Origin of the sequence: Mycobacterium sp. NPDC051804 (assembly GCF_044452905.1) — a bacterium.
Taxonomy (GTDB): domain Bacteria; phylum Actinomycetota; class Actinomycetes; order Mycobacteriales; family Mycobacteriaceae; genus Mycobacterium.
In genome coordinates, this window is record NZ_JBITCD010000003.1 from 91,884 (window position 1) to 108,885 (window position 17,002).

A 17,002-nucleotide genomic window follows, 5' to 3' on the forward strand; every position below is an offset into this window, starting at 1 on the left:
GTCATATGCAGCGCCAACCGGTGTGTGCGATCGAAGACCTGCCTCCGGGAACCATGAAGCTGGTCCAGGCCGGGAAGTTCGGAGTGGGTGTCTACAACATCGACGGCTCGCTCTACGCGATCGCGAACTACTGCTCACACGAGGGCGCGCCGCTGTGCCTTGGGTATGTCAGAGGCACCACCGAGTACGACCCCGAGATGCCTGACCAGATCCGCCATGTGCGTGAAGGCCAGATCGCGCGTTGCCCGTGGCATCAGTGGGAGTTCGACATCACCACCGGGGCGAGTCTTGCGGATCCGAAGAAGCGAGTGCGCACGTACGAGGTGGACGTCGCCGACGGACAGGTGTATTTGACGGCATGACGATCATCGACGCGAATGTCCAGCCGCACTTCCGGTTCAACTCCGAGATCCGGAGATACCTGTCGGCGCCGCACAAACTGCGGGCCATCCCCGATGTGGAGCAGCAGTGGTACCAGGCGCCGGGCGGGGACTACCGCCAGGACCTGTACGGCGACGGCTATCCAGGCTCGGACCCAGAGACCATGGCGCACCACCTCTTTGACGAGAACCGGGTCGACTACGCGATCCTCAACCCGCTGACGCGCGGCAACATCGCCGACTATCTGCTGAACAGCCGGATCTGCGCGGCGGTGAACGACTGGCTGCTCGACCGCTGGCTGGACCCCGACACCTCGAACCGTTTTCGCGGCACCATCCGGGTCAACCCCGAGGACGTCAAAGGCGCGGTCGCCGAGATCGAGCGGCTGGCCGGGCACCCGAAGATGGTTCAGGTCGGTGTCCCGATGCAGTCGCGCGAACCGTACGGCAAGCCGATGTTCGAACCGATCTGGGAAGCCGCTGCCGCGCACGGGCTGCCGGTGGCCGTACACATCAACGGCGGCAACGGCGTCGACCATGCGCCGACGTTCGCCGGCCATGCCTACACCTATCCGGGCTACGCGGCGTTCATGCCGCTGAACTCGTTCGTTCACCTGGCGACGCTGATCGTCGAGGGCATGTTCGGCCGGCATCCCGTCCTGCGGTTCGTGTTCGCCGATGGTGGCTACGACATCCTCACGCCGCTGATGTGGCGGCTGGACACGTTCTGGATGTCGATGCGGGACCAAACGCCTTGGGTGGACCGTTTTCCCAGTGAGTATCTGCGCGACCACGTCCGGTTCTGCTCGTCGGCGCTGGACGGGCCGACGGATGAAACCCAGGCCGAACAGTGGCTGGACTTCACGAACAAGGCCGACCTTCTGCTGTACGGGTCGAGCTACCCGCACTGGTCTGCCACGAGACCCGACGCCGTCGTCGCCGGTCTCAACGATGCCCAGCGAGAGAAAGTGCTGTGGCGCAATGCAAGTGATCTTTATGGGGTCACGGAGGTCGAAGGGAGCCTGATATGACGACCGTCGAGGATGTGCAGGACATCGCGGTGACGATCGTCGACACCGACGTCCATCCGCTGCCGGTGTCGGCCGAAGTGCTCAAGACGTATGCGCCCGCGGAGTGGAAGGACAAACTGTGGCCGACGGGCAATGCCGTCTCCGCGGTTCCGCACTTCTACGACACCCCGGATTCGTACAAGACGAACTCACTGCGGGTCGATGCCAGCCCGCCGGGTGGGGGTGTCGCGGGCAGTGATCCGGACTTCGCGGCCAAGCAGCTGCTGGTTGATGCCGGTGTGAGTATCGCTGTGCTAGAGCCGATGTGCGATGCACAGCTGCCGCAGGCCGAAGACGTTCTCAAGGCCACCCACAACGACTGGCTCGCCGACGTGTGGCTGGGCGAGGCCAACTGGCACGGCCGCTGGCGTGGCGCGATCAGCGTCACCGCGCAGGACCCGGCCGCGGCCGCACGCGAGATCGAACGCTGGGCCGGCCATCCGTACATGGCCGAAGTGCTGATGACGCCGCAGACGCGAGGGATCCCCTTCGGCAGTCCGCATTTCGACCCCATGTATGAGGCCGCAGCGCGCAATGGCCTTCCCGTCGCGACCCACCTGATGGGGCAGACACCGTTCGAGCTGATCCCGATCTATCCGGTCGGCAACCCCGCGCACTGGCACGATTTCTTCGCGTCCTGGCCACTGCTATACGTGTCGCATCTGATGAGCCTGGTGTTCGACGGCGCCTTCGATCGGCATCCCGATCTTCGAGTGGTATTCGTCGAGGGTGGCTTCACGTGGGCATTGCCCGCGATGTGGCGGATGGACCGAATCTGGGAGCAGCGCAAGGCAGATCTGCCGCACGTGCGCCGCAAGCCGTCGGACTACGTCCGCGAGCACGTGCGGTTCACCACGCAGCCGCTCGAAGAGGTCGACCTCGGGGTCTACCGCCAGTACCTCGACATGATGGACCTTGGTGACAACATCATGTTCTCCACCGATTACCCGCACTGGAGCTATGACTCGCCGGACTGGGCGATCAGACGGTTCCCGGCGGACCAACGTGAGCGGATCATGCGCGGCAACGCCACGTTGCTCTACGGCCTGCCCGCCACGGTCAAGGCGCTGCCCTCCGAACTTCCGGGCGCAGGTGACGTCGCCGTCTGACGAAGGCGCTGTCGAATCGGCATTGACCGACCTGGTCTGCGATTACGACAAGCGATGGTCGGCCCTGGATTTCGTTGCGGTTGGCGACCTCTGGTCGAATGGCGACCCGGCGCCGATCTACGTCGGCGACGAGTACGCGGCGCCGGTGATCGGTAACGACGAACTGGAACGGCACTGGGCGAGGGTGGCGGGGCGGCTCAGGTCGGCAACTGTGTCGTCGACACTCCATGAGTTCGACGTGGTGGATGACACGGTCGTACGCGCCATCGTGCTGAGCCGCTGGCGTCTCGCCGGTATGGAAGCCGACGGTGAACGCAAGGGGGCGAGTTGGATCACGTGGCTTCTGGTCCGCCGTGGCGACCGGTTGCGCATCTTCCACCAGATGGAATCGCAGGTGCACCTCGCCGAATGAGTGCGAAATCACTGCTTGGCGGTGCGTCGCTCGGCCTCCAGCGGAACCACGGGCGTGCGAGCGTGCGGCCCGCGCGTGATTGCGTGCAAACGGATTTCGGGCAGATCGACTGACGGGTCCAGGGTGTCGAGCCATGCCACGGCGTCGGCGACATCGGCCGCGCGAATCGCGTACATCTCGAACGGCACATCCTGCAGCATCTCGGTCTCGACGGGTCCGGGTGTGACGATGTGGACGTTGATGCCGTCGCGGTCGACCTCACGCGCAAGCGCACCTGCGAACGCATTCATGCCTGCCTTCGACGCCGAATACGCTGTCCGCGCGAGCATCGGCTCGTGCGCTGCCGACGATGAGATGAACACGAAGCGCGAACCAGGTTTCATCTTCGGCAGCGCCTTGGACGTCACCACGAAACACGAGTCCAGGTTCGCCGACATCGTCGCGCGCCACTGATCGAAAGTCTGTTTGCGAGCGTAGGTTCCGCCCAGAATGCCCGCCGCGTGCACGACGAGGTCGATCTCGTCCAGCGCATCCACCGCGGGTGCGAACGTCTCGGGTTGCGCCGCGTCGGCGACGGCGTAGCGCGCACCGATCTCCGCGGCCGCGGCGCGCAGAGGTTCCTCGCGCCTGGCGGTCAGGACGACGTCGTAGCCGAGCTCGGCGAGCTTGCGCCCACACGCTTTTCCGATTCCACCGCTGCCGCCGGTCACCAGGGCGCTACGCACTCGGCACCGTCAGCGGTTGCGTCGGGCCAGCGCCTGCGGCGACAGCGCCACGATCCGCTGCTCGGGATCGGCTGCGCTGAAGTAGGTCTGGGTATCTGCGATGTGACGCGCCGACAGCTTGCGGGCACGCTCACCGTCGCCGGCTTCGATCGCATCGGAGATCTTGTTGTGAATGGACATCGCGACGCGGCGCTGACTCATCGACGGGTATTCGCCCCGCGCCGTGGTCTCCTGCGCCCACCAGTTCAGGTGACCCGTCCACAGCGTCTCGAGGCTTCCCACGACGGCGATCATGGTGTGGTTGCCGCATCCCCGGACGACCTCGTCGTGGAACTGCCCACCGATCTCGGTGAACTGTGGTCCGTCCTCGATGCGTTCGGCCATCAACGCGTTGATCTCTTTGAGCTTGGGAACCAGTTCATTGCCACGGTCGGGACGCCGTGCCGCCAGCGCCGCACACATCGGCTCCAGCTCCTGCAGTGCGGCGCCCAGATCGGAGAGCGGAACCGTGTCGCTCTGCAGCAGCAGTCCGAGCATGTATGCCGCGCTGGCTTTCGCGGGCGCGTGGACGACGGCGCCACCGCGGTTGCCGCGGCGCACAGAAACGAGACCCTCGGTCTCGAGGATCCGCAGAGCTTCCCGCAACGACACCAGGCTGACCCGGAATTGCTCGACGAGCACCTCTTGGCGCGGCAGCAGATCGCCGTCGGCAAGCTCGCCGTCGATGATCTGCCGGCGAAGTTCGTCGGCGACGATCTCGGCCGTTCGGCGCGAACCCAGTCGGCGGCGAGCCTCGGGGCCAATTCCCAAAGTGGTCATATCGCCAACAATGCTAACAGTGAAATGCCCGCTACCTGGGGTGTACGTCGTCGCTATCTGACAAAAGTTACTAATATGACAAAGAAACCAGGGAGGCTCCAGCGAGTGAGTGACGTAGAGGATGTCGTACCTACGCCGCTGCATGATCTGCGCGTCGTCGAGATCAGTGATCGTATCGCGGGCGCGTACTGCGGGAAATTGCTGGCCGACGCGGGTGCCGACGTCATCACGGTGGAACCTGTCGGCGGCGACCCGTTGCGCCGGTTCACCGCGTCGGGTGCCGAGTTACCCGACGGTGCGGACGCGCCGTTGTTCGCGTATCTGAACGCCGGGAAGCGCAGCGTGACAAGCATTTCCGACGAGCTGCTCACCGCCGCCGACATCGTCATCCACACCGGGACCCGATCCGCCGCGCTTGAGAGCGGAATCGACCCGCGGCGCCTGCTGGAACAAGCGCCAAAGCTCGTCATCGTCACGATCTCCGACTTCGGCTGGACGGGTCCGTGGGCCGAGCGCCCCGCGACGGAGTTCACGCTGCAGGCCGACAGTGGACTCACAGGTTTTCGCGGCGATCCGTCCGGTCCGCCCATTTCGGTCGGCGGCGACCTAGGGGAGTACCAGGGCGGCGTCTGGGCGGCCTATGGGGCGCTCGCCGCCCGCCGCGGGGTCAGCCGCGGCGGCCGGGGCGTCCATCTGGACTTGTCGATGCTCGAGGCGATCACGCTGATGCAGAGCGGCGAGTGGCTGCACTCGCAACTGCTGAAGGCGCCACACGTCCGGCGCTCGGTCGAAGTGCCCTCGATCGAACCGGCCAAGGACGGTTTCGTCGGCATCAGCATGGTGACGGGGCAGCAATGGCTGGACTTCGCGGCGATGGTGGACTGCCCGGAGTTCACCGAGGTGCCGCAACTGCAATTCCAGATCGGGCGCTGGGATTACCGCGACTGGATCCGCGAGCGGATAGACCCGTGGATGCGTGAGCGCACCGTCGCGGAGATTGTCGAACTGGGCCAGTTGTTCAGGTTGCCGCTGGCCGCGCTGGGTAACGGCGCCACAGTTCGCGAGATGGACCACTTGCAGGAGCGCGGCGTGTACGTGGAGAACCCGGGTGGGTTCCGGCAGCCGCGTCCGCCGTGGTTGATGTCCCTCGCCGCGCCGGCGGCGCTTCGCACTGCACCAGGTATCGGCGACTCCGATGCCGAACCTCTATGGGAGCCAAGACAATCGACGACGAAAGCGACGGCCGGGCGTCCGTTGGCCGGTCTGCGGGTGATCGACTTCACCGCTTTCTGGGCGGGACCGTCGGCGACGCACTCGCTGGCGGCGTTCGGGGCCGACGTGATCAAAATCGAGTCGATTCAGCGGCCGGACGGAATCCGCTACTCGGGTGGGATGCGCAAGGACGTCGACGACTGGTGGGAGTACGGCTGGGTCTTTCACGCCATGAACACCAACAAGCGGTCGGTCACGCTCGACCTGCAGTCCGATGACGGTATCGGCTTGATCAAGACACTGATCGCGCAGGCCGATGTGGTGATCGAAAACTTCTCACCGCGCGTGATGGATCAATTCGGGCTCGGTGCAGACGCATTGCTCGAAATCAATCCGCGGCTCGTGATGGTGCGCATGCCGGCCTTCGGCCTGACCGGTCCGTGGCGCGACAGGGTGGGTTTCGCGCCCACCATGGAGCAGATCGCCGGCCTCGCCTGGGTCACCGGCATGCCCGACGGACTGCCGGTGGCCCCGCGTGGCGCTTGCGATCCGCTCGCGGGGACACACGCGGCGTTCGCGCTCATGGCGGCGCTCGAATTCACCGACCGCACCGGTCGCGGCCAGCTCGTCGAGGTGCCGATGGTCGAGAGCGTGCTCAATGTGACCGCCGTGCAGCCAATGGAATTCGAGGTGTTCGGATCGATCCTGGAGCGGCGCGGCAACCAGGGGCACCACCCCGGCGAGTCGCAGGACATCTACCGGTGTGCCGGCGACGACAGCTGGATCGCCGTGACCGTGCGCACCGATGCCCAACGGGGCGCGCTCGCGGCGCTGATGGGTGCTGCGGACGCTGACCCCGCGACATGGCTCGCCACGCAGGACGCCGTGACGGTCGTCGAGCAACTAGTGGCGGCCGGAATTCCAGCGGCCGTGGTGATTTCGCCGTCCCTGGTGATCGACAATCCGCAGCTGGCACACCGGGGGTTCTTCGAGCCGCTCACGCACCCGAGCACCGGACCCGGTCTGTATCCGTGTCCGCCGTTCGCCCGTCCCGACGGCGTCGACACCTGGCTGCACCGTCCACCCCCGAGACTGGGACAGCACAACAGCGAGGTTTTGACCGAGCTGTGTGGGCTGACGGAGGCCGATCTGGAACGCCTTGCGGCCGACGGTGTCATCGGCACCAGACCGAAAGGTCTGTGAGTCGGCGGTAAATCAGCGTCGTGTCAGCGAAATCGACATCGCGTCGAAGATCGACATGTTGTTCGCGAGCGTCGGGTGGGTGACCCTGGGAATGCCGAGACTGATGTCATCGGCGCGCAGGAGCAACTCGTCGAGCGCCGCGCGGATCTCGGCGCGCGCGAGCATGGCGCCGAGGCAGTGGTGCGGCCCACCCCCACCGAAGGTGACATGAGGGTTGTCTGCGCGCCCGATGTCGAACACGAACGGGTCGGCGAACACCTCGTCGTCGCGGTTGGCCGACCGCAGCATCGACACCACGCGATCGCCCTTGGGGATGGTGATGCCGTCCATCTCGACGTCGACCTTCGTGGTGCGAGTCCAGAACGCCACGGGTGACGCCCAGCGCAGCACCTCTTCGACCGCACGCCCGCGGATCGACTCGTCGTCGCGATAACGCTGTATCTCACCGGGATTGGCCACGAAGGCCTGAAGTCCGGCGGCGAGCGCATTCTTTGTCGTGTCACTGCCCGCCAGCGTGAGGATGAAGAAGAAGATCTCGAGTTCGTTGGCGGGGATCGACAGCTCCTCACCGCTCTCGTCGGTCACCACCGCAGTGGTCAGCGTGCTCCAGATGTCGTCAGTGGGATTGCGCCGCTTCTCGGCGGTGAGCTCGAGCGCATACGTGAAGATTTCCCCGAACATCGCCATGTGCTCTTCGGTGTTCGGGTGGCTGTCGCCGGCGCCGGCCTTGAGGATCCGATCGAGCGTGTCGAAGATGTGGGGCCGATCCTCGTCTGGAATCCCCACGATGTCGCCGATCACCGACATCGGCAACACGTCAGCGACATCCTCGATCCAGTCGCCGCCCCCGGATTCGAGCAACCCGTCGATCATTGCGGCGGCGCGGCGACGAATGCCGTCCTCCAGCTTTCCGATGGCCTTGGGGGTGAATGCATGCGACATCACCCGGCGGCGCTTGGTCAGGACGGGAGGGTCCATGGTGATGACGTTCGGGAACGCACCGATGGGCCCGATCCCCTGGATCAGGGGACCGTCAGCGGCGGTGAAGGCGTCGGTGTCGCGGTGAATGCGCTGCGCGTGGCGGTGCTTAGTCGTCATCCAGAAGTCGCGTTTGACGCTGCTGGCGACGCCGTTGGTGAGCTCGTGGTGGAAGATCGGCAGCTCACGGCGGAATTCGGTGAACAGATCGTCGGGAAAACCGTTCTGCCACAACGCAGAATCCGACAGGTCGACCGGAGTGGTCGTGGGCATGCGTTCTCCTCGCGTCGCCATTCTTGACCTAGAATGCCTAAAATAGTAAAAATAGGCAACGGGCAGGTTTGGCGACCTGCGGATATGGTGCGCGCGGATGGAGAAAGAATGACGACAGGGTCTTTTCAAAGAGAAGTCCACGACCCGCAGATCGATCCGTCTGAACGCGAGTTCGGGCCGAGTGGGATCAGCCTCTCGACGTACCGCTTTCCAACGGGTTGGTTCATCGTAGGTTTCGCCTCGGAACTGGAACCCGGTCAGGTCAAGCGGGCGCATTATTTCGGCGAGGAACTGGTGATGTTCCGCACCAAGTCCGGCAAGGTGAATGTGCTCGACGCCTACTGCCTGCACCTCGGCGCCAACATGGGCGTCGGCGGCACAGTCGAGGGTGAGCACATCGTGTGTCCGTGGCACGGCTGGGAATGGCGCGGTGACGGCACCAATGCGCTGATCCCGTACAGCAAGATCGGCTGTAAGCAGAACGTGCGGATCAAGTCGTATCCCGCCCAGGAGTGGTACGGGTTCATCGTCGTGTGGCACGAGCGTCATGGCCGCGCCCCCTACTGGCAGCCGCCGGTACTGCCCGAGCTGGAGACCGACGATTACTACCCGCTGCATCCGCACTCGAGGATGCTCAACCGGGTCAAGGTGCACGCGCAGATGATCATCGAGAACGCGGCCGACCCATATCACGTGCAGTTCGTCCACAAGGCCGACAGCGCCGCCAACACAACGTCGTTCGACGCCAACGGCTACCACCTGCACGCGACGGTGACCGCGAACTTCGGCGGTGGCCGTCCGACAACGTGGCTCACGCCGGATGGACCGGTCGACGCCAACATCATCTACGACAACTATTCGCTCGGCCTCGGCATCGTGCGCTTCCCCAAGGAGCTCGTGGCGACCATCGAGGTTACCGGCCAGACCCCGGTCGACGAGGACTACACCGATTACTTCTACACCCAAGCGTCGGTGCGCGAACCGGGCGACACTGGCGACAAGCCCGCCGGCCGTGCGGCGAAATTCCTTCAGCTGCAACAGGAAGTCATCAAGCAGGACTTCTTCACCTGGGAGAACATGAAGTACCTCGAGAAGCCCAACCTCGCACCTGAGGAGGCACGCGACTACGCGGCGTTGCGGCGGTGGGCGCACCGGTTCTATCCGGGTGAAGAGCCGTCGCCGATCGACTTCGGGTACACCGCCGACGGTGACCCCGATCCGGCTGCAGCGGGGGCGTGATGCCCCGTGGCCGGGACGCCACGCTGAACCCGGAGGCCTTCGGCGTTGAATGTTTCAGCGTCCCTGCGGTACTCGATCGTCGTGCCGATGAGTACGGCGACCAGGTGATGATGTCGATCGCCGGCACCCCGGTCACCTTCGCGCAGATGCGCGACCGTTCGTGCGCCGCCGCCCACGTGCTCACCGATCTCGGGGTGCGGCGCGGCGAAACGGTGGCGCTGTTCTCCGCGACGTGTCCGGAGTGGGTGTACTTCTGGCTTGGCGCCGCACGGATCGGGGCGGTCTCCGCCGCGGTGAACGCGGCCAGCAAGGGCGAGTTCCTGGCGCATGCGCTGAGCCTGTCCCAGGCCGCGGTAGTGATCACCGACGCCGATCGCCACGACCGTCTGACCGAGGTGGCAGGCGAGGTCGCCACGGTGAGATCGATCCTCGTCCAGGGAGGTTCACTCACCGAGGCGTTGACGAGCGCGCCGGTGACCGCACCGGACATCGAACCCATCGGGCCCGGCGACATCGGTGCGCTGTTCTTCACCTCCGGCACGACGGGACCGTCGAAGGCCGTCGCCACCACCTGGCACTACCTGTTCACCGCGGCCGCGACCGTCGCGTTGTCCTGGGAACTGCAGCAGGGGGACACCCTATGGACCGCGATGCCGCTGTTCCATCTCAGCGCGGCACCCACCGTCCTGGCACCCATGCTCTTCGGCGCCACCAGTGTGCTTGCCACCGCCTTCCACCCGGGCCGGGTGTGGGATGAGATACGAGACTGCGGCGCAGTGGGTTTCGCGGGTGCCGGGGCGATGGTGTCAATGCTGTGGAGTCTGCCGCCGGATCCCCGGGACGCCGAGTTGGGGCTGCGATTCATCTCGGCGGCACCCATCACCGCTGACATGTACCACGCGATCGAGGAGCGTTACAGCTGCCGCGTCGTGACGATGTACGGCCTGACCGAAGCGTTCCCGATCGCCTACAAGGCGGTTTCCGACGACGGCAGACCGGGTACCTCAGGTCAGGTCAACCCGGCGTTCGAGGTGCGAATCATGGACGACCGGGGGCAGCCACTGCCGACCGGTACGGTCGGCGAGATTGCCTGCCGGGCGCGGACAACACATGCGATGAGCGAGGGGTATGTGTCATCGGCGCCCGGCAGGGCAAGTCTGCAGGTCGATCTGCATCCAGAGTGGTTCGGCACGGGGGACCTGGGCTCGCTGGACGACGACGGCAACCTCGCCTACGTCGACCGAGCGAAGGACTCGCTGCGGCGCCGCGGCGAGAACGTGTCGTCCGTGGAAGTCGAACAGACCGTGATGGGCCACCCGGCCGTGGCGGAAGCCGCCGCCGTGGGCATACCGAGCGACCTCGGGGAAGACGACATCCTCGTTTTCGTGACGCTGTGTCACGGTGCGACGGTCGATTTCGCCGAACTCCTGGATTTCTGCTCGGCGCGCATGCCGTACTTCTGCGTGCCGCGTTACCTCGAAACGATCGACGAGATTCCCAAGAACGTCATCGGACGTGTCCGCAAGGACGTGCTCCGCAGCAGGGGACTGGGCGCCGACGCCTGGGACCGCGAAGCGCACGGCTACGTGCTCACCCGGTAGGAGATGAAATGTCGTTGACATACCAACAGCAGTTCGTGTTGGACGGACTGGCGGGGCGGGCAGCCATCCTCAATCTGGACGCGCGGCACAACCGCATGTACTCGGCCGGCGACCTCGTCGGCTGGATCACCACGTTCCGTCACGCGGGCGCGACGTATCTGCGGGCGGGGGAGTCGTTCACCGACCTGCGCAAGGCGTTCGACGGGGGAGGCGGGGCGCGGTTGGTGACCGTCGACCATGAGATCAACGTCGACGGGGTCGATGCCACTCAGCAATGTGTGGCATTGCTGCTGCGCGACAACCAACTTCAGGCCTCAGGCACATTCAGCGACCGGCTGATTTACGAGCGTGGCGGCTGGTACTTCACTTCACGCGAACTCGAATGGGATCACGTGTTGAACGAAAGCGCGCTACCCGTGTGAACGACGGCATTCGGTACGAGTTCGCGTACGGCTCCTACGAGGACGCCCTGCGCATGGTCGGCATCCGTACGGAGCCGCGATATGCCGGGACGGCGGTCAGCGGCGCGCGCATACAGCAGTTCGCTTCTATGGTTCACGATCCGAACCCCGCCTATTGGGACGTTGACTTCGCCCGCGAGGTGTGGGGCGGTCTGCTCGCGCCGCCGGCGTTACTGATGGGCTGGCTGATCCCGCCACCGTGGCTGCCCACCGACGAACCACCCAAGCCCTCGATCGCGATCCGCGTGCCCTTGCCCGGAACGACATTCATCAACGCCTCCAACGACGTCGAGTTTCCCGCGACCATCCTCGAAGGTGATCGTCTGCACGTTGTCGAGGAGGTGGTCTCGGTCTCACCGGAAAAGACGACTCGCGTCGGTACGGGACATTTCGTCGAGACCTGCGACCGCTTCCACCGTGCCGACGGAGCGTTGGTGGCCATCAACCGGAACACGTTGTTCCGGTTTACTCCTGCGGCGCAGCCGTGACGACATATCGCAGGTTGTCGTGGGACGAGATCGTCGTGCCGACCGAGCTGGCAGAGGTCGTCGACGCGATCGACTATCAGCGCGTCGTGATGAACCCGGGAGCGACCTGGGACTACTTTCCCGGTCACTTCGATCCGGAGTACGCGCGCCGGCACGGCCAGCCGACGATATTCGTCAACACCATGCACACCGCGGGTTTCGTGGATCGAATCGCGACCGGATGGGCCGGGCCCTACAGCAGGGTGGTGCGGCGAAAGGTCTCGCTGCTTGGGTCGTTCTATGCCGGAGATTCGATGGTCGGCCGGGGCCGCGTGGTCGACAAGCGCGTCGAATCCGCGGGTGACGTCCTGCGACACCTGGTTGACCTCGAGATCGCGGTCTACAACCAGCGCGACGAATTGTGCTGTCCCGCAGAGGTCACGCTCGAGATCAGCTAGCGTCCGACCGGACGGCCGCCCTCTACGTCGTTGTGGGCACCGATGGTGACAGCCAGCAGCCGCGCGGTCGTCGTGCCGCGGTTGTGCCACCGGTGCCGGGTGCCGTTCTGCACCACGACATCACCCGCATTCAGGATGACCTCTGCGCCGTCGTCCAACTCGAGGCCGATCGTGCCTTCCAGCACGATGTCGTAGTCCATGGTCGCGGTGCGGTGCATACCCGGTTCGTCGGGATCGGCCCACTGCGCCAACGCTGTTCCGACGAACTCGTGGAACTCATCGTTGCCGGGTGCGAGTTCCATCAGCGCGATCGAGCTGCCGCCCGGTGGTGGGAAGATCGTCGACACCGCCGGCTGGCTGCCGTCGTCGGGAAACCGGCCCGGGTCTTCGCGACCCCAGATCAGCGACGTCGCTGTCCCGCTGTCGCCGATGGCGATCCGGTCGACCTCGGTATCGCTGGCCACCACCGAACGTCCGTCCTCCGTATGACCGGTAACCACCCGCCTCATGGCGCTCCTCGTCGTCGAGTGTTGGGTTATTGCACGTTTTTCGGCGTGAAGCGTGACATAATCCCCCTGCACGCGGGGAGGTGCCCCCACCACACTCGGCGGGGTGGTTAGTCGAGATCGGGCAGCTTGTTCGCGCTTACCGTTGACTGCAACTCGGTGTACTCCGACAGCCCCTCGGATCCGAACTCGCGTCCGATGCCCGACTGCTTGAATCCGCCGAACGGCGCGGTCGTGTCGAGGGTGTACATGTTGATGCCGTACGTCCCCGTCCGAACCGCAGCGGCGATCTCGAGCCCGCGCGCCACGTCGGCCGTCCAGACGGAACCGGCCAGGCCGTAGTCGGTGTCGTTGGCGATCCGCACGGCGTCGGCTTCGTTGTCGTACTTCAGCACAGTAAGCACGGGACCGAAGATCTCCTCCCGCGCGATCTTCATGTCGTTGGTTGCGTCGGTGAACAGCGTCGGCTGGACGTACCATCCGCGGTCGTGTGGCTTGTCCTTGCCGCCCAGGATCATTCGCGCGCCCTCGTCGAGGCCCGCCTGGATGTAGCCCTGGACCTTCTCCTGTTGCCGTTGCGCGACCAGCGGCCCGATGTCGGTGGCATCGTCGGCCGGGTCGCCGACCTGCAGGCCGGTCATCATGTCGGCCAGCGCGTCGACGACCTCGTCGTGTTTGCGCTCGCTGACCAGAATCCGGGTCTGCGCGACGCATGCCTGTCCGTTGTTCATCAGGCTGGCCATCTTCAGTTGCTTGACGGTGTTTCCGATGTCGGCGTCATCGAGGATGATGGCCGCCGACTTGCCGCCTAGTTCAAGGCTGACACGCTTGAGCTGTTCACCGCACACCGAGGCGATGTGCCTGCCCGTCGCCGACGATCCAGTGAACGAGATCTTGTCGATGCCGGGATGACGGATCAGGGTCTCGCCGGTCTCCCTGCCGCCGGGAACGATGGACACGACCCCTTCGGGCAGGTCGATCTCCTCCAGCATTTCGGCCAACCACATGGCGTCCAAAGGAGTTTCGGGTGCGGGCTTGACCACGACGGTGCAACCCGCGATCAACGCGGGGATCATCTTCGGCATGATCAGGAACTGCGGAACGTTCCACGGAACGATCGCGCCGACCACGCCGACGGGCGCGCGACGCACATGGACGTCGCCGAACAGTCCCGGGCGTCGTTCCACCCACGGAAAGTCCTTGGCTGTGGCCATGTTGAGGTGCATCTGCGCGAGCGCGCCCGCACCCTGTCCCAGCCGACTGAAGCTCTTGGGTGAGCCCATCTCCGCGGTGATCAGGTCGGCGATCGCGTCGGTCTCGGCCATGTAGATGGCGGCCAGCTTCTCGATCCTCTCCATGCGCTCGCCGACGCGCAGGCGCGGCCACGGCCCCTCGTCGAACGCCGTCCGCGCGGCGGTGACCGCCTTGTCGACGTCCTCGGGGGCCGCTTCAGGCGTCTCGCCGATCGACTGTTCGGTGTGCGGGGAGATCACGGAGAGTCGTTGACCCGTCGATGGTGCCTGCCAGCGGCCGCCGATATAGAGCTTGTCGTAGTTGAGGGATCGCATGTCGCCGCCTGTCCTACCGCCTAAAGTTGCTATTAATATAAACATAGTGAAAAAGGCAGGGCCCGTGAACCACCCGCAACCACACGATTGGCGCCGATACCCGTTTCAGCTGGTGCCGGCCGACCGCCAACTCGACTTCCCGGCCGCCGAGGCCAATCACCCCGACTGTGAGTCCGACACCTGGTTTCTGGCCGGCGAGCTGACCGGGGAGAGCGGCCGCGGCTACGCGTTCCTGTCGATCTTCAACAAGAACCGGCCCGGACTCGGCGACATCGTCGCCGACTTCTACACGTTCGCGCTGTTCGATCTCGACGCAGGCACCTACGGCACATACACCGACTACGACATGCCGCCCGCGAACATGGAGCCCGGCGCCGTCGTGAAGATGTCGGTGTCCGACGAATGCCTGGACATCGCCTTCGACAGCGGCGCGGGCCACGCGGAGTGGCGTACCTGCCGCGACGAGAACGATGACCTGGTGCCCTACACCTACGACGTCAGCTTCGTCGGCACCGATGCTTTCGGTGCGGCGATGGGGGTGAACCTGCACGTGACCCCGACGCGCGCGCCGGTACCGTTGGGGGCCGCGGATTTCGGCGGCAGGATCGAATGCTTCGGACAGCCTGACACCTACTCCTACCTTCAGACCGGCCTGACGATGACGGGAACGCTGACGTGGGGCTCGACGAGCGAGCCGGTGAGCGGCACAGCGGGCCATGTCGACCGGCAGTGGTTCCCGCTGATCGCGAACAGCGGCGGCGCCGACGGCGACGTGCGCTGGCGCGCCCACGAATGGCGCACGATCAACCTCGGCAACGGCGTGGACATGAGCATCTGGCGTCAGTTCGACCGCACCGATCGCAATGCACTGCAACCCTTTTCGGGTGCCACCACAAGCTCGCCGGATGCCGACCCCGAATTCGCCGACGACATCGAGGTGTCCATCGAGAGCTACGTGCGCTGGCCCGAAGCGGTGCGAACCCTATACCGTCCGCCTGCGAAGGCGCGCTACCTGCCGGACCGGCACCGGTTGACATCGCGCAAGCTCGATCTGGACCTGATGGGTGAGCCCTTGGTGCCCGCACCGGGACACGGGCTACCGCTGGAATACATGGAGGGCCCGTTCCACTATCGCGGAACACTGCGCGGAGAGCCGGTGAGCGGCTTCGCCTTCTACGAACGATCGCTTGCGCTGTACCGAGACTGGGAGTTGGTTGACGTGCTCGCCAGCGTCGTGGGCGATGATCGGGTCACGACACTGCGCACGCTTGTGGACGCGGGTCGGCGCGAGGAAGCAGTGGCACACCTGCGCGACGAGATCCTTCCGTCGGGAGCCGGAATCACCGAGTTGGTCGACGATCTCATCGTCGCGCTGACTAAGTGATCGCCTCGTCCCAGGTGGTGTGGCGGTGCTGCAGGCCGGGCTCATTGCGGCCGAAGACGAGATGCTCGCGTACTCCTGATTCCAGGTTGGCCTGCAATCCCGCCACGAGTGCGTAGTCTTCGTCGCGGACCGTCGAGTGCGCGTACTCGAAGACCGCCGCCGCGCCCGCGGCCGTCGATTCGTCCGACAGGTCGAGCGGCGTCGAGTTCTGGTGCACGGTGATCGAACGTCCGGGCGCATCGCCGGGGTAGACGCGGAACAGCTCGCCGTTGGCCACTGTGCACGAGATGACGATGTTGGGGTGCAGCGCGTAGATGACAACCATTGCCTGTAGCGGCTCCCACTGCTCATCGGGCACTTCGTCGAGATCGAGAATTCCGTTGAGCGGGAAAATGAGTCGATGATGAGGGCCGAAAGAATCGAACACGGTGCAGTTGCTGCGGGCAATCGTCGCGAAGGTCGTCTTGTGCACCGTGGCGAAGTGGTAGTTCTCAGCGAACGTGTCGATCGCCAGTTTCCAGTTGATCGGGCAGTCCAGCACCTTCTCACCCAACGGCGACCAGCGGCCGATGCCCCAAGAGTCCAATTCGTCGGCCAGGGGGCCGAGGAAAGCGGGGATGTCCAGCGTGCCGTCGGGGTCTAGTGAGATCCACAGAAAGCCTGCACATTCGGCCGCCGGTAATTCAGACAAACGCGGTGTGCCCGAGGATGTTTCGGGAAACCCCTCTTTACCCGGCACGCCGGCCAGATTGCCGGTGAGATCGTAACTCCACGAGTGATACGGACAGGCGAGCCTACGCGCAGCGCCGCACCCGTCGGCGATGCGCGACTGCCGGTGCAGGCAGACATTCTCGAACGCGCGTACCACTCCGTCGGCGGCGCGGGTCAGCAGGATGGACCGGCCCATCACGGTCTTGGTGCAGTACGTGCCAGGCCGATCGAGTTCTGAGACATAGCCAACCAACTGGGGGCTCGCCATCAGCATGGCGACGTCCTGCGCGTGGCGCTCGGCCGACGTATACGTCTTCGCGGCGACTGTGCATTCGGACGGCATCAGATCGGTGGTTTTGTCCCGCGCGAGCTTCAACGCGCGCCGGGTGAGATCGATCAGCTGTTCGCGGTCCATCACTGGTCCTT

At 65.1% G+C, this 17,002-nt stretch carries 17 protein-coding genes; 11 read left to right on the forward strand and 6 right to left on the reverse strand.

The genetic code is table 11. The annotated features are described in order from the left end of the window. Window positions 1–5 precede the first annotated feature (5 nt). The 4 genes from ACIA48_RS11530 to ACIA48_RS11545 are packed head-to-tail and all read left to right on the forward strand — an operon-like array spanning window position 6 to window position 2,971. On the forward strand, window positions 6–362 hold the full coding sequence (locus tag ACIA48_RS11530) for a Rieske (2Fe-2S) protein (RefSeq protein ID WP_396730929.1): 357 nt from the start codon (window positions 6–8) through the stop codon (window positions 360–362). Then, window positions 359–1,411, forward strand: coding sequence for an amidohydrolase family protein (locus ACIA48_RS11535; protein ID WP_396730931.1), 1,053 nt, complete (start codon window positions 359–361; stop codon window positions 1,409–1,411). The genes ACIA48_RS11530 and ACIA48_RS11535 overlap by 4 nt, the downstream gene beginning before the upstream one ends. Further along, complete coding sequence (locus ACIA48_RS11540; protein WP_396730933.1) at window positions 1,408–2,559, forward strand: amidohydrolase family protein; 1,152 nt, start codon at window positions 1,408–1,410, stop codon at window positions 2,557–2,559. The genes ACIA48_RS11535 and ACIA48_RS11540 overlap by 4 nt, the downstream gene beginning before the upstream one ends. Beyond that, window positions 2,543–2,971 (forward strand): hypothetical protein, encoded by a 429-nt coding sequence (locus ACIA48_RS11545; RefSeq protein WP_396730935.1) that lies wholly within the window; start codon window positions 2,543–2,545, stop codon window positions 2,969–2,971. Before ACIA48_RS11540 ends, ACIA48_RS11545 begins: the two co-directional genes overlap by 17 nt. 8 nt (window positions 2,972–2,979) lie before the next feature. On the opposite strand, the gene ACIA48_RS11550 is transcribed toward ACIA48_RS11545, so the two are convergent. Both ACIA48_RS11550 and ACIA48_RS11555 read right to left on the reverse strand, forming a co-directional pair. Then, window positions 2,980–3,696, reverse strand: a complete 717-nt coding sequence (locus tag ACIA48_RS11550) for an SDR family NAD(P)-dependent oxidoreductase (protein WP_396730937.1) — start codon at window positions 3,694–3,696, stop codon at window positions 2,980–2,982. 9 nt (window positions 3,697–3,705) lie between these two features. Then, complete coding sequence (locus tag ACIA48_RS11555; RefSeq protein ID WP_396730939.1) at window positions 3,706–4,515, reverse strand: FadR/GntR family transcriptional regulator; 810 nt, start codon at window positions 4,513–4,515, stop codon at window positions 3,706–3,708. Window positions 4,516–4,590: 75 nt separating this feature from the next. Between ACIA48_RS11555 and ACIA48_RS11560 the strand changes: the two genes are divergently transcribed. Continuing rightward, entirely contained in the window at window positions 4,591–6,930 is a 2,340-nt protein-coding gene (locus ACIA48_RS11560) for a CoA transferase (RefSeq protein ID WP_396730941.1), read from the forward strand. 12 nt (window positions 6,931–6,942) lie between these two features. Here the strand turns inward: ACIA48_RS11560 and ACIA48_RS11565 are convergent, their stop codons facing one another. Further along, window positions 6,943–8,181, reverse strand: a complete 1,239-nt coding sequence (locus tag ACIA48_RS11565; RefSeq protein ID WP_396730943.1) for a cytochrome P450 — start codon at window positions 8,179–8,181, stop codon at window positions 6,943–6,945. A 108-nt stretch (window positions 8,182–8,289) separates the two neighbouring features. Here ACIA48_RS11565 and ACIA48_RS11570 point away from each other — a divergent pair, with 108 nt between their 5' ends. Genes ACIA48_RS11570 through ACIA48_RS11590 form a run of 5 tightly spaced genes read left to right on the forward strand, consistent with a single transcriptional unit; the run spans window position 8,290 to window position 12,407 of the window. Beyond that, complete coding sequence (locus ACIA48_RS11570; RefSeq protein WP_396730945.1) at window positions 8,290–9,420, forward strand: aromatic ring-hydroxylating dioxygenase subunit alpha; 1,131 nt, start codon at window positions 8,290–8,292, stop codon at window positions 9,418–9,420. Further along, on the forward strand, window positions 9,420–11,021 hold the full coding sequence (locus ACIA48_RS11575; RefSeq protein WP_396730947.1) for an AMP-binding protein: 1,602 nt from the start codon (window positions 9,420–9,422) through the stop codon (window positions 11,019–11,021). Before ACIA48_RS11570 ends, ACIA48_RS11575 begins: the two co-directional genes overlap by 1 nt. Window positions 11,022–11,029: 8 nt before the next feature. Next, on the forward strand, window positions 11,030–11,443 hold the full coding sequence (locus ACIA48_RS11580) for a nuclear transport factor 2 family protein (protein ID WP_396730949.1): 414 nt from the start codon (window positions 11,030–11,032) through the stop codon (window positions 11,441–11,443). Between the two features lie 53 nt (window positions 11,444–11,496). Further along, entirely contained in the window at window positions 11,497–11,970 is a 474-nt protein-coding gene (locus tag ACIA48_RS11585; protein ID WP_396732735.1) for a MaoC family dehydratase N-terminal domain-containing protein, read from the forward strand. Further along, the gene (locus ACIA48_RS11590) at window positions 11,967–12,407 is read left to right on the forward strand and encodes a MaoC/PaaZ C-terminal domain-containing protein (RefSeq protein WP_396730951.1); all 441 of its coding nucleotides are present in this window, start codon (window positions 11,967–11,969) and stop codon (window positions 12,405–12,407) included. Before ACIA48_RS11585 ends, ACIA48_RS11590 begins: the two co-directional genes overlap by 4 nt. Here the strand turns inward: ACIA48_RS11590 and ACIA48_RS11595 are convergent. Both ACIA48_RS11595 and ACIA48_RS11600 read right to left on the reverse strand, forming a co-directional pair. After that, a complete protein-coding gene (locus ACIA48_RS11595) occupies window positions 12,404–12,916 on the reverse strand; it encodes a cupin domain-containing protein (RefSeq protein WP_396730952.1) in 513 nt (170 codons plus the stop codon). The two genes, ACIA48_RS11590 and ACIA48_RS11595, sit on opposite strands and share 4 nt — an antisense overlap. A gap of 107 nt (window positions 12,917–13,023) precedes the next feature. Further along, complete coding sequence (locus ACIA48_RS11600; protein WP_396730954.1) at window positions 13,024–14,481, reverse strand: aldehyde dehydrogenase; 1,458 nt, start codon at window positions 14,479–14,481, stop codon at window positions 13,024–13,026. Between the two features lie 64 nt (window positions 14,482–14,545). Between ACIA48_RS11600 and ACIA48_RS11605 the strand changes: the two genes are divergently transcribed. Further along, a complete protein-coding gene (locus ACIA48_RS11605; protein ID WP_396730956.1) occupies window positions 14,546–15,865 on the forward strand; it encodes a lipocalin-like domain-containing protein in 1,320 nt (439 codons plus the stop codon). Here ACIA48_RS11605 and ACIA48_RS11610 read toward each other — a convergent pair. Next, entirely contained in the window at window positions 15,858–16,991 is a 1,134-nt protein-coding gene (locus ACIA48_RS11610; protein ID WP_396730958.1) for an aromatic ring-hydroxylating dioxygenase subunit alpha, read from the reverse strand. The genes ACIA48_RS11605 and ACIA48_RS11610 overlap by 8 nt on opposite strands. Between the last annotated feature and the right edge of the window lie 11 nt (window positions 16,992–17,002).

Coding starts and splice junctions, on each gene's coding strand:
- ACIA48_RS11535 (WP_396730931.1), top strand. CDS start 359: ATGACGATCATCGACGCGAATGTCCAGCCGCACTTCCGGTTCAACTCC.
- ACIA48_RS11595 (WP_396730952.1), bottom strand. CDS start 12,916: ATGAGGCGGGTGGTTACCGGTCATACGGAGGACGGACGTTCGGTGGTG.
- ACIA48_RS11560 (WP_396730941.1), top strand. CDS start 4,591: ATGACAAAGAAACCAGGGAGGCTCCAGCGAGTGAGTGACGTAGAGGAT.
- ACIA48_RS11610 (WP_396730958.1), bottom strand. CDS start 16,991: ATGGACCGCGAACAGCTGATCGATCTCACCCGGCGCGCGTTGAAGCTC.
- ACIA48_RS11580 (WP_396730949.1), top strand. CDS start 11,030: ATGTCGTTGACATACCAACAGCAGTTCGTGTTGGACGGACTGGCGGGG.
- ACIA48_RS11570 (WP_396730945.1), top strand. CDS start 8,290: ATGACGACAGGGTCTTTTCAAAGAGAAGTCCACGACCCGCAGATCGAT.
- ACIA48_RS11540 (WP_396730933.1), top strand. CDS start 1,408: ATGACGACCGTCGAGGATGTGCAGGACATCGCGGTGACGATCGTCGAC.
- ACIA48_RS11565 (WP_396730943.1), bottom strand. CDS start 8,181: ATGCCCACGACCACTCCGGTCGACCTGTCGGATTCTGCGTTGTGGCAG.
- ACIA48_RS11585 (WP_396732735.1), top strand. CDS start 11,497: ATGGTCGGCATCCGTACGGAGCCGCGATATGCCGGGACGGCGGTCAGC.
- ACIA48_RS11530 (WP_396730929.1), top strand. CDS start 6: ATGCAGCGCCAACCGGTGTGTGCGATCGAAGACCTGCCTCCGGGAACC.
- ACIA48_RS11600 (WP_396730954.1), bottom strand. CDS start 14,481: ATGCGATCCCTCAACTACGACAAGCTCTATATCGGCGGCCGCTGGCAG.
- ACIA48_RS11555 (WP_396730939.1), bottom strand. CDS start 4,515: ATGACCACTTTGGGAATTGGCCCCGAGGCTCGCCGCCGACTGGGTTCG.
- ACIA48_RS11575 (WP_396730947.1), top strand. CDS start 9,420: ATGCCCCGTGGCCGGGACGCCACGCTGAACCCGGAGGCCTTCGGCGTT.